The organism is Pseudomonas sp. Y39-6 (genome assembly GCF_023651955.1).
Lineage (GTDB): Bacteria > Pseudomonadota > Gammaproteobacteria > Pseudomonadales > Pseudomonadaceae > Aquipseudomonas > Aquipseudomonas veronii.
This window is the reverse complement of sequence record NZ_CP069594.1, coordinates 230061-241600: the sequence shown is the minus strand read 5'-3', so window position 1 is coordinate 241600 and position 11540 is coordinate 230061. Positions and strand designations below refer to the sequence as shown.

Annotated in this window: 13 protein-coding genes; 2 read left to right on the top strand and 11 right to left on the bottom strand. The window is 60.8% G+C overall.

Features of this window, described 5'->3' with window-relative positions; translation table 11 throughout:
• Window positions 1-22 precede the first annotated feature (22 nt).
• Window positions 23-184, top strand: coding sequence for a hypothetical protein (locus JN756_RS01080; RefSeq protein ID WP_169863841.1), 162 nt, complete (start codon window positions 23-25; stop codon window positions 182-184).
• Between the two features lie 341 nt (window positions 185-525).
• Here JN756_RS01080 and JN756_RS01075 read toward each other — a convergent pair whose 3' ends face one another.
• From JN756_RS01075 to JN756_RS01055, 5 genes are all read right to left on the bottom strand, one after another.
• Window positions 526-1308, bottom strand: a complete 783-nt coding sequence (locus tag JN756_RS01075) for a MetQ/NlpA family ABC transporter substrate-binding protein (protein ID WP_046385069.1) — start codon at window positions 1306-1308, stop codon at window positions 526-528.
• A gap of 125 nt (window positions 1309-1433) precedes the next feature.
• Window positions 1434-2360 (bottom strand): sigma 54-interacting transcriptional regulator, encoded by a 927-nt coding sequence (locus JN756_RS01070; protein WP_201021708.1) that lies wholly within the window; start codon window positions 2358-2360, stop codon window positions 1434-1436.
• 49 nt (window positions 2361-2409) lie between these two features.
• On the bottom strand, window positions 2410-2991 hold the full coding sequence (locus JN756_RS01065; protein ID WP_017848603.1) for an alpha/beta hydrolase: 582 nt from the start codon (window positions 2989-2991) through the stop codon (window positions 2410-2412).
• A 229-nt stretch (window positions 2992-3220) separates the two neighbouring features.
• Entirely contained in the window at window positions 3221-3586 is a 366-nt protein-coding gene (locus JN756_RS01060; protein ID WP_046385071.1) for a response regulator, read from the bottom strand.
• A gap of 38 nt (window positions 3587-3624) precedes the next feature.
• Complete coding sequence (locus tag JN756_RS01055) at window positions 3625-4311, bottom strand: Crp/Fnr family transcriptional regulator (protein WP_108526194.1); 687 nt, start codon at window positions 4309-4311, stop codon at window positions 3625-3627.
• An 83-nt stretch (window positions 4312-4394) separates the two neighbouring features.
• Here JN756_RS01055 and JN756_RS01050 point away from each other — a divergent pair, with 83 nt between their 5' ends.
• A complete protein-coding gene (locus JN756_RS01050; RefSeq protein WP_057005865.1) occupies window positions 4395-4922 on the top strand; it encodes an Mpo1 family 2-hydroxy fatty acid dioxygenase in 528 nt (175 codons plus the stop codon).
• A gap of 109 nt (window positions 4923-5031) precedes the next feature.
• Here JN756_RS01050 and JN756_RS01045 read toward each other — a convergent pair whose 3' ends face one another.
• The 6 genes from JN756_RS01045 to dibA form a co-directional block, all read right to left on the bottom strand.
• On the bottom strand, window positions 5032-6012 hold the full coding sequence (locus JN756_RS01045) for a sulfate/molybdate ABC transporter ATP-binding protein (protein WP_017848607.1): 981 nt from the start codon (window positions 6010-6012) through the stop codon (window positions 5032-5034).
• 3 nt (window positions 6013-6015) lie between these two features.
• The gene (gene cysW, locus JN756_RS01040) at window positions 6016-6888 is read right to left on the bottom strand and encodes a sulfate ABC transporter permease subunit CysW (protein ID WP_017848608.1); all 873 of its coding nucleotides are present in this window, start codon (window positions 6886-6888) and stop codon (window positions 6016-6018) included.
• Window positions 6889-6901: 13 nt separating this feature from the next.
• A complete protein-coding gene (gene cysT, locus JN756_RS01035; protein WP_017848609.1) occupies window positions 6902-7720 on the bottom strand; it encodes a sulfate ABC transporter permease subunit CysT in 819 nt (272 codons plus the stop codon).
• A gap of 168 nt (window positions 7721-7888) precedes the next feature.
• Complete coding sequence (locus JN756_RS01030; RefSeq protein WP_017848610.1) at window positions 7889-8899, bottom strand: sulfate ABC transporter substrate-binding protein; 1011 nt, start codon at window positions 8897-8899, stop codon at window positions 7889-7891.
• 177 nt (window positions 8900-9076) lie between these two features.
• Window positions 9077-9259, bottom strand: coding sequence for a sulfur starvation response protein OscA (oscA, locus tag JN756_RS01025; protein WP_010565387.1), 183 nt, complete (start codon window positions 9257-9259; stop codon window positions 9077-9079).
• A gap of 239 nt (window positions 9260-9498) precedes the next feature.
• Window positions 9499-11412, bottom strand: a complete 1914-nt coding sequence (gene dibA / locus JN756_RS01020) for a phosphodiesterase DibA (protein ID WP_046385074.1) — start codon at window positions 11410-11412, stop codon at window positions 9499-9501.
• Between the last annotated feature and the right edge of the window lie 128 nt (window positions 11413-11540).

Genomic DNA, 11540 nt, shown 5'->3' with positions numbered 1-11540 from the left:
TAGCAGGGTTCCATGTGCATGGATGGCGCCCAACGCCAATGGTTCCGAAGCCAAACGAATGCCCACGCTCAAGACGCCGGGTAGCCCGGCCTTTATTGGCATAAACCGTCCATTTTTGATACCGAAATATCACATTGATATCGCCCAACACGATAGCCGCCAGATTCGCGGGGTTGGCGAGTGACGGCTATGGTTGTGGGGTCTGTGATTCGAGGGAATGAACAATGAACGAAGCGAAACCGATTGATCCGCAGGAGCTGGTGAAATGGTTGGTGGCATTGCGCAGGGCGATCAACGCCCGAGTGCGGTGAAACGCTGAAAATCCACGGTGAGATAAAAATCAAATGTGGGAGGGGGCTTGCCCCCGATAGCGGTATGACAGTCACCGATGCATTGACTGAACCACTGCTATCGGGGGCAAGCCCCCTCCCACAATTCTGAGCGCATTCCAAATTCCACCCATAAAAAAACGCCGACGCTATGCAAGCCGTCGGCGTTTAAACCTTGAAAGGTTTTACCGCTCGATCAGAACGCCGGCACAACCGCGCCGTTGTATTTCTTCTCGATGAACGCTTTGACTTCCGGGCTGGTCAGGGCCTTGGCCAGTTTCTGGATAGCAGCGCTGTCCTTGTTGTCCGGGCGCGCCACCAGGAAGTTCACATACGGCGATTTGGCGTCTTCGATGATCAACGCGTCCCTGGCCGGGTTGAGGCCGGCTTCCAGGGCGTAGTTGGTGTTGATCAGGTCCAGGTCAACCTGGTCCAGCACACGTGGCAGCAGGGCTGATTCCAGCTCTTTGAACTTCAGGTTCTTCGGGTTGCTGGCAATGTCTTTTGGCGTCGCCAGCGCATTGGTCGGGTCTTTCAGGGTGATCACACCGGCCTTCTGCAGCAGCAACAGGGCACGGCCGCTGTTGGAGCCTTCGTTCGGAATGGCCACGGTGGCGCCATCTTTGAGCTCCGAGATGTTTTTGATTTTCTTCGAGTAACCGCCGAAGGGTTCAACGTGTACGCCCACCACGGTGACCAGGTTGGTGCCTTTACCTTTGTTGAAGTTTTCCAGGTACGGCAGGGTTTGGAAGTAGTTGGCGTCCAGACGCTTCTCGGCCACCTGCACGTTGGGCTGTACGTAGTCGGTGAAGACTTTGATTTCCAGATCCACGCCTTCTTTGGCGAGGGTCGGCTTGACCAGCTCGAGGATCTCGGCGTGCGGGATCGGGGTAGCGGCCACTATCAGTTTTTCGTTGGCCTGGGCGAAGCCCGCAGTCAGGGCAGCCGCCAGTGCGGTAAACAACAGAACCTTTTTCATGAGTGTCCTTATCGACATTCCGGGGCGTCTCTGACGACCGTATTGGGGTGGAGTGCCAGCGAAGTGCTATCGCGGCGTGAGAGTGACAATACCTAGATTTTTTATTCCCGAACAATACCTTTTATTCAGGTTAATATTCCATTTTGTTCATGTAGGAATTTGCGCAAGGTTTCCCGCTCGGCCGCACTGGCGCTTTCGAATATCCGCTGCACCTGCTCCAGCGGCGAACCGGCGGTCGGCAGGTTCAAATGCTCCGGCAAGATTTCGTCGCCGCTGCTGACCAGCAAGGCAAAGTGGATGACGTTCTCCAGCTCGCGGGTATTGCCCGGCCAGCTGTGGTGTTCCAGCACGCGCTGGGCCGCGTCGCTGATCAGCGGCACCGGCAGGTCCAGGCGCTGGCTGTAGATGCCGAGGAAGTATTCGGCCAGGGACAGGATGTCGCCGACCCGCTCGCGCAAGGCCGGCAGGTCCAGTTGGCCTTCGCTGAGGTAATGGAACAGGCGCTCATTGAACTTGCCTGCGGCCACGGCCTGGGCCAGGTCGATGCTGGTCGCCGCCACCAGGCGCACGTCCACCGGGCTTGGTTGCTGCGCGCCGACGCGGGTGACTTCGTGGTTTTCCAGGGCGGCGAGCAATTTGACCTGGATCGGCAACGGCAAGTCGCCGATCTCATCCAGGTACAAGGTGCCGCCGTTGGCCGAGCCGAACCAGCCGGCCCGGCTGCTCGCCGCGCCACTGTGGGCGCCGGCGGCGTAGCCGAACAGCTCGGCATCGGCATAGGTCGGGCTGATCGCGCCGCAATTGACCGAGACAAACAGCCCGGCGCGGTCGCTGCCCCGATGGATATGCCGCGCCAGCAACTCTTTGCCGCTGCCGGTCTCGCCACGGATCAACACCGGCAAGGCGCGGGGCGCGAGGTGTTCCAGCGCTTCGCGCAGTTGCCGCGAACGCGGGTCGACGAACACCAGTGCCTTGGCGCGGATGCTCAGCGGGCTTTTTTCGGCGTCGGGGAAGGTCAGCAGCGGCTGACCGAAGGTTTCATGCAGACTCATGGCAGGCTCCCGCCCCCAATCCGCTCAGGGACGGGGCGTTGAAAAAGGTTCAGGCCGTGCGCCGGGCGTGATGCTCCAGGCGGCTTTGCAGGCGATAGAGATACGCGAAACCCTGCTCCCAGCGCTGGTGGCCGGACTTCACATTGATATGCCCGGCACCGGACAAAATGCCGGCTTCAGCGCCCCAGTCGCGCGCCAGCTCCATGGCCCTGGGGGCGCTGACGGCACTGTCGTTGTCGGAGCTGACCACCTGGCTGGGAAACGGCAGCAGGTCGCGTGGAATCGGCGCGAAGTTACGCAGCGCGGGGGCACAGGCCGGGCGTTCGACATCCGCCGGCGCCACCAGCAACGCCCCGCGCACCTGCCGCAAAAACTGCAGCGGGGCAGTGGCAGCCCAGTGGGCCACGGTGATGCAGCCCAGGCTATGGGCGATCAGAATCACTGGCGTGCTGTCGGCGGCGATCGCCTCGGCCAGCGCGGCCACCCAGTCTTCGCGACGCGGCGTCAGCCAATCGGCCTGCTCCACCCGGGCGCTGTTGGGCAGGCTGTTCTGCCAATGCGTTTGCCAATGATCTTCTGGCGATCCTTGCCAGCCCGGCACGATCAGGTAACGAATCGATTCGCTGTGCATGGGTGTGCCCTCCTGCAGCGTTTAACGTTGCTGGACAGTATAGGGACGGGGTTTATATTCGTTAAGGAATAAGAAGCTATTTATTAATAACCAAAAGATCAAGCCATGGGAGGGGCGGTGTATCAGCTAGCGCATTCATCAATTGATCCACCGTCATCGGGGGCAAGCTCCCTCCCACATTTAACAGCCGGGCTTGCCCGCGATCGCGAGAGCCCAGGCCACACATCTATCAGCGCCCGCGATCGCGACGCAGTAGTTTTTTCACGCGCATGACCAGCGCCTTGTCTTCAAACGGCTTGAGTAAATAATCATCCTCATGCAATTCCAAGTCGCGCAGACGGTCTTCGATCCCACCCGGGCTGGTCAGAAACAACACCGGCGTCTCGCCCTTGTGCCGAATCGCCTGCTGCAGTGTCCAGGCATTCAGCCCCGGCAGCATCACGTCCAGAATCACCAGGTCGTACTCGTTGCCCTCGACAAGCCGTTGGGCGGCCATGCCGTTGGCCGCAACTTCCACGGAATAACCGGCCTCGTTCAAACCCTGGGCCATCCGCTGTGCTTCTTCGGATTCATGTTCCACTAACAGCACGCGCATAACACACCTCGATTGATCAGACCTGCAGGCTAACACCCTCAGGTGTGCGCCGCCTCACGCAGGCGCTGTGCATCGAGGATTTCGATCTCGCCATAGCCCAGGCGCACGATGCCCTGGGCTTGCAGGTCCTTGAGCAAGGCGTTGGTGGTCTGACGCGACAGGCTCAACATCGCCGCCAGGTCTTCCTGGGGTAACTGCAGCCGGCGTTTTGAGGGTTCGATGTCGCCGTACCCTTCAATGATCATCAACAAACGATGGGCCAGCCGCACCGAGGCGGGCATCAGGCTGAGCTGTTCGAGGCCGATGAAACTCAGGCGCAACTTTTGGCTCATCAGCAAGGCCAAGTCGCGCCAGTACTGCGGGGTTTCATCGAGAATGTCGAGCAATGCCTGCTGGGGCACCTGCAACAGCTTGCACGGCCCGACCGCACAGGCGTCATGGGTGCGCGGCAGGCCGTCGAACAGGCAGATTTCACCGAACCAGTAGGGCGACTCCACCAGGCTGAGCAGCGCTTCCTTGCCCTGCTCGTTCACCGCGCTGATCCGCAAACTGCCGTCGAGCACCGCATACAAGCCGCAGGGCTGGTCACCGCGCTTGAACAGGTATTGCCCCGCCGTCAGCAGCCGCAGCCGCGCGTGGGCCAGCAGACTATGCTGAAAAGCGCCGGGCAAGTGGCTGAACCAGTGCCCGGCAGCCAGCCGGGGTCGCCATTGCTCTGCGTTCATGAGAACTCCGAAGATTGTCGCCCAACTGACAGTTAGGCGAAGGCTGACAGGGCATGATCAAACATCCTACAGGAGGAATAACAATGAAAAGCCTCGTCGACCACCTCAGTCAATACGCCGCCTACCACCGCGACCCGCGCAATATCGCCAGCCACTTTATCGGCATCCCGCTGATCGTGGTCGCCGTCGCCGTGTTGCTTTCACGCCCGGAGTGGCCGCTGGCCGGGCTCTGGCTGTCGCCGGCGCTGATCGTTGCGCTGCTTGCGGCGTGGTTCTACCTGCGCCTGGAACTCGCGCTGGGCGTGCTGATGAGCGTGCTGATGGGCTTGTCGGTGTGGGCCGGGCATGTACTGGCGGCGCAAAGCACGCCGGTCTGGCTCAGCGGCGGTATCGGTATGTTCGTGGTGGGTTGGGTGATTCAGTTTGTCGGGCATTACTACGAAGGCAAGAAGCCGGCATTTGTGGATGATGTGTCGGGGCTGATCGTCGGGCCGTTGTTTGTGGTGGCGGAGTTGGCGTTTTTGCTGGGGTTGCGGCACGAGCTCAAAGAGCAGATTGAACGCCGCTCCGGGCCAGTCGCTCGCCGCGATCTGAAGCCGAGAGAAGTTTGAATGTGGGAGGGGGCTTGCCCCCGATTGCAGTGGGTCAGTCACTGAAGATATTGACTGATACACCGCTATCGGGGGCAAGCCCCCTCCCACATTGGGTGTTGTAGTGTACTTAGGCTTTTTGCCAGACCTTGGGTTTGAAGAACAAGGTCTCGCCCCGCGCCAGGCCGATCAGGCTGTCGTGGTCTTTCACCACTTCGGCTTCGATCAGTTCGCTCTGGCCTTCGACTTTCAAGGTCACCCGCGTGGTCGCCCCCAGCGGCCGGATATCGCGCACTTCGGCGGCATGGTGGTCTTCCAGTTCATGGCGCGACAGCGACACTTCGTGGGGGCGGAACAGCACGTGTTGGTCGCCCCCCAGGTGCAGGCGGTTGGAGTCGCCGAGGAAGTGGTAGACGAAATCGCTGGCCGGGTTCTCGTAGACGTCGCCCGGTGAGCCGATCTGCTCGATCACGCCCTTGTTCATCACCACGATACGGTCGGCGACTTCCATCGCCTCTTCCTGGTCGTGGGTCACGAACACCGAGGTCAGGTTGATATCTTCGTGCAGGCGCGCCAGCCAGCGGCGCAGCTCTTTGCGCACCTTGGCGTCGAGGGCGCCGAAGGGTTCGTCGAGCAGCAGCACTTTGGGCTCCACCGCCAGGGCGCGGGCCAGGGCGATGCGCTGGCGTTGGCCGCCGGAGAGTTGTTCCGGGTAGCGGTCGGACAGCCAGTCCAGTTGCACCATGTTCAACAGTTCGTGGACTTTGACCGCGATCTGGCTTTCGTTCGGGCGCTGGTTTTTCGGCTTCATGCGCAGGCCGAAGGCGACGTTATCGAACACGGTCATGTGGCGGAACAGCGCGTAGTGCTGGAACACAAACCCGACGTTGCGATCACGCACGTCGTGGCCGGAGACGTCTTCACCGTGGAACACGATGCTGCCGGTATCCGGGGTTTCGAGACCGGCGATGATACGCAGCAAGGTGGTCTTGCCGCAGCCGGAGGGCCCCAGCAACGCCACCAGCTCGCCACTCTGGATGTCCAGGTTGATGCTGTTCAGGGCCTTGAAGGCGTTGAAGTTCTTGCTGACATTACGGACTTCGATGGACATGGATTATTCCTCAGCCGCAGCTGCGCGCAGGCGGTTGATACGGTTCTCGCTCCACTGCTTGAGCAGCAGGATGAAGAGCGCCAGGATCAGCAACAGACTCGCCACCGCAAACGCGGCGACGTGGTTGTATTCGTTGTAGAGAATCTCGACGTGCAGCGGCAACGTGTTGGTCACGCCGCGAATGTGGCCGGACACCACCGACACCGCGCCGAACTCCCCCATCGCCCGCGCGGTACACAGCACCACGCCATAGATCAGGCCCCATTTGATATTCGGCACGGTGACATGCCAGAACATCTGCCAGCCATTGGCGCCAAGCAGCCGCGCGGCTTCTTCTTCCTGGGTGCCTTGTTCCTGCATCAGCGGGATCAGCTCCCGGGCCACGAACGGCACGGTGACGAAGATGGTCGCCAGCACGATGCCCGGCAAGGCGAACACGATCTGGATGTCATGCGCCTGCAGCCACGGGCCAAAGAAGCCCTGGGCGCCGAACATCAGCACATAGACCAGGCCCGCGATCACCGGCGACACCGAGAACGGCAGGTCGATCAGCGTCACCAGGATGCTCTTGCCACGGAACGAGTACTTGCTCACGCACCATGCGGCGCTGACGCCGAACACCACGTTGAGCGGCACCGAGATCAGCACGGCGACCACCGTGAGCTTGAGCGCCGACAGCGCATCGGGCTCGAGGATCGCGGTGAAGAACGCGCCGAGGCCATTCTTCAAGCCCTGGGACACCACGATAAACAGCGGCAGCACCAGGAACAGGAAGAACACCAGCCAGCCCAGGCTGATCAGGATGCGCCGCGACAGCGCACTGCCACGCCGGGCAGCGTTGGCCGAGGACGCGGCGGAGATAGACGATTGGGACATGTTCCGCGCCTCCTTATGGGTGTTCGATGCGCCGCTGCAGCAAATTGATCAGCAGCAGCAACACGAAGGAAACCACCAGCATCAGCACACCGATGGAGGTGGCGCCGTGGTAGTCGTACTGGTCGAGCTTGACCATGATCAGCAGCGGCAGGATCTCGGTCTTCATCGGCATGTTGCCGGCGATGAAGATCACCGAACCGTACTCACCGACGCCACGGGCAAACGCCAGGGCGAAGCCGGTCAGCCAGGCAGGCAGCAACGCGGGCACGAGGATGTAGCGGAACACCTGCAACGGCTTGGCGCCCAGGCAGGCGGCGGCTTCTTCGATTTCCCGGGGGATATCGGCGAGGACCGGCTGCACCGTGCGGACCACGAACGGCAACGTGACGAAGGTCAGCGCCAGGGTGATGCCCAAGGGGCTGTAGGCGATCTTGAAGCCCAGGTCGGCAGCGAACTGGCCGACCAGGCCGGTCGGGGTGTACAGCGCGGTCAGCGCGATACCGGCGACGGCCGTGGGCAGGGCGAACGGCAGGTCGATCATCGCATCGATGATCTTGCGCCCGGGGAAGGTGTAGCGCACCAGCACCCAGGCCAGCAGCGTGCCGATCAGGCCATTGATCAGCGCGGCGTACAGCGCGGTGCTGAAGCTCAACTTCAATGCCGCCAGCACACGCGGTGCGGTGATGATGTTCCAGAACTGATCCCAGGTAAGTTGAGCGGCGTGTACAAACATCGCCGCGAGGGGGATGAGTACGATCAGGCTGAGGTACACCACGGTGTAGCCCAGCGTCAGCCCGAAGCCGGGTATGACGGGGGAAATACGACGCGACATAAAAGTCCTTGGTTAGCAGGTCTGACACACAAAACCCGCAGGTGAATGCGTGCTCTGTAGGAGCGGGCTTACCCGCGAAAAACGTCAACGATAACGCGCACAATCTGGGTGCACGCGGTGCCTGGACCTTCTTCGCGAGCAAGCTCGCGCCTACAGAGGGCGGTGTTTTTATTGCGCCGAGTAGATCTGGTCGAACACGCCACCGTCGTTAAAGAATTTCGGCTGCGCAGTTTTCCAGCCGCCGAAGTCTTTGTCGATAGTCACCAAATCCAGCTTCGGGAACTGCTGGGCGTATTTGGCGGCGATTTTCTCATCGCGTGGGCGGTAGAAGTTCTTCGCCGCAATCTCCTGGCCAGCCGGGCTGTACAGGTGCTTGAGGTACTCGGTAGCGATCTCGGTGTTGCCCTTTTTCTCGGCGTTCTTGTCGACCACGGCCACAGGCGGCTCGGCGAGGATCGACAGGGACGGTACGACGATGTCGAACTTGTCGGCGCCGCCGTTTTCTTTCAATGCCAGGAACGCCTCGTTTTCCCAGGCCAGCAACACGTCACCCTGACCGTTGTTGACGAAGGTGATGGTCGAACCGCGCGCCCCGGTGTCGAGGACCGGTACGTGCTTGAACAGCTCTTTGACGTATTCCTGCGCCTTGGCTTCGCTGCCACCGGCTTTCAGGCCATAGGCCCAGGCGGCGAGGAAGTTCCAGCGCGCACCGCCGGAGGTTTTCGGGTTCGGGGTGATGACCGCCACGTCTTTCTTGATCAGGTCGCCCCAGTCCTTGATGCCTTTGGGGTTGCCCTTGCGCACCAGGAACACGATGGTCGAGGTGTACGGGGTGCTCGCATCCGGCAGGCGGGTCTGCCAGTTTTCCGGCAGGGTCTTGCCCAACTTGGCGATTTCGTCGATATCACCGGCCAGGGCCAGGGTCACGACGTCGGCACGCAGGCCGTCGATCACCGCACGGCCCTGTTTGCCCGAGCCGCCGTGGGATTGCTGGATCTTGACGCTGTCGCCGGGATGGGACTGTTTCCAGTAGCTGGTGAACTCAGCGTTGTAGTCCTGGTACAGCTCACGGGTCGGGTCATACGAGACGTTGAGCAACTCGTAGTCCTTGGCAACGGCAGACCCGGCAAACACGGCGCTGGCCAAGGCAGCCAGGGCGTAACGGCGAATCGACGACATAGAAAGCTCCTGAAATTCCGGGGTGTTGGCTGACGACTGCAGGAGCGAGCTGGCTCGCGAAAAACGTCAACGATAACGCTGTGCATCAGGTGCAACGCGTTGCCTTCAAGCTTTTCGCGAGCAAGCTCGCGCCTACAGGGGCATTTTTTATAGTGATGGGTCTATCGCCGCTCTTGCTCAGGCCGGTTTGTTACCCGGGTTCTGCAGGCGGAATTTTTCTTTGCGTTCGATCTGTACTACTTGAGCGTTGTGTACAGTGATTTCCACCGCGCCAAAGCGCAGATCGCGCAACGCGCTCTGGATCTCACGCAAAATGGCTGCTTCGTCCTGGCCGTCGACGCTACGTAGAGATGCGCTCATGGTCTCGCTCCTGAAATGAAAAGTGCCGCGCAGTGGCGGCACTGCTTGCGGCGTGAGGGCGATAGTAGATAAGCGCGGATATTCTTAAAAATACTATTTAAGAATGTTTATATAACCAGAAAGAATTTTCTGGCCGGACGTGGGGTTACGACGGCGTTTTGTGGCCAAGTGCCAAAATCGAGCCTGGCGAATATCCAATTGTGGGAGGGGGCTTGCTCCCTCCCACAGTTGACTGCATTTCAACTCTGGATGGCGGGTGCCCGGTCCCAGTCGATTTCACACGCTGGCATCGGGCGGCCAAACCAATAGCCCTGGCCCATGTCGCAGTTTTGCTCCAGCAGGAACCGCGCCTGCTCCACCTGTTCGATCCCTTCGGCGTGTACCTGCATGCCCATGCTTTTCGCCAGGGCGATCACCACGCGCACGATGGCGGCGTCGTCTTCATCCCACGGCACCCCGGCGACAAAGCCCTGGTCGATCTTGAGCTTCTGCACCGGCAGGCGCTTGAGGCGCAGCAGCGACGAATAGCCGGTGCCAAAGTCGTCAATGGCCAGGCGCAGGCCCAGCTCGCGCAGGCGGTGCAGTTGTTCCAGGGCCACTTCGGGGTCTTCCATCACCGCGCTTTCGGTGACTTCCAGCTCCAGGTAAGCCGGGTCCAGGCCAGTGTCGTGCAGCACCTTGGCGACTTGCTCATACAACTCGCGTCGCGCAAACAAGCGACTGGACACGTTGATCGCGATAAACCTCAACGGCGCGCCGTCCTCCAGCCACTGGCACATCTGGGCGCAAGCCTCGTGCATGACCCAGGCGTCGATATCGGCAATCAACCCGGTGCGTTCGGCGATGGGGATGAACTCGACCGGCGGCACCAGGCCCCGCTCCGGGTGTTGCCAGCGCACCAGGGCTTCGACGCCGATCAGGCGGCTGGTGTGCAGGTCGTGAACCGGCTGGTAGTAGACACGCAGCTCCTGCTGGTCGAGGGCGCGGCGCAGTTCGCCGGCAATTTCCACGCGGTTCTGCGCGTGGGCAGTCAACTCTTCGGTGTACAACGCGTAGCCTTCACGGCCGACGCTCTTGGCCTTGAACAACGCGGAATCGGCGTTACGCAACAACTGCTGGGCACTCAGCGCGTCGCTGGGAAACAGGCTGATGCCAACGCTCGCACTGATAAACAACTGGTGGCCGTCGAAATTGAACGGGAGTTTCATCGCATCGAGCATGCGTTGCGCGAGCGCGGCGGCCTGCACCACCTGTGGACAGTTTTCCGCCAACACCGCGAATTCGTCCCCGCCCAGCCGCGCCAGCGTCACGCCGGTGCCGAACTGGCTTCTCAGGCGTTCACCGACCAATTTGAGCAACTGGTCGCCGACGTTATGGCCCAGGCTGTCGTTGATGATCTTGAAGTGGTCCAGGTCGAGCAGCAGCAACGCACAGCCGCGTTTATGCACTTGCGCCGAAGCCAGGGCCTGCTCGGCGCGGTCGGTGAACAGCAGGCGGTTGGGCAGGTCGGTCAGCGGGTCGTGGTGCGCGAGGTGCGCCAGTTCGTGCTCGGAATCCTTGATGGCGCTGATATCGGAAAACACCGCGACGTAATGGCTGACATGGCCGAGGTCGTCGTGAATCACCCGGATGGTTTGCCACTGTGGATAAATCTCGCCGCTTTTGCGCCGGTTCCAGATTTCCCCGCTCCACTCGCCGGTTTGTTCCAGGGCCAGGAACATCTGCTGGTAAAAACTCGACGAATGGCGGCCTGACTTGAACAAGCTGGGTTGCTCGCCCATGACATCTTCGCGCCGATAGCCGGTGATCGCCATAAAGGCCCGGTTCACATGGACGATCTGCCCCTTGGCATCGGTGACCAGCACCCCTTCACGGGTGCAATCGAACACGGCAGCGGCCTGGCGCAGGCGCTCACGACTCTCTTTGAGCGGTTGCTGCAATTCGTTGACGCGCGCAAAGCGCGCGCACATCAGGTAAATCACCAGGGCGCTGAGGGCCACCCACACATAGCCGCGCAGCTGCAGCCACTGATTTAACTCAACCGGGTCATCGAGGAACTTGATCAATACCCGGTGAGTAAGCACAACCCACAGCAGCGAAACCAGCAGATATACCAACCCCGCACGCCGGGCACCTCGGTATGAGAACAACATATGGCCAGTAATCCTTACTAAAAAGCTAGATTCGCCCTACAAAGGTTACGGATTATAGAATAAGAAACATCCCGTCACTCCTATCTGAAAGGTCGGCTGGTTTTCTCTGTGAGCTTAGTGATAATGCG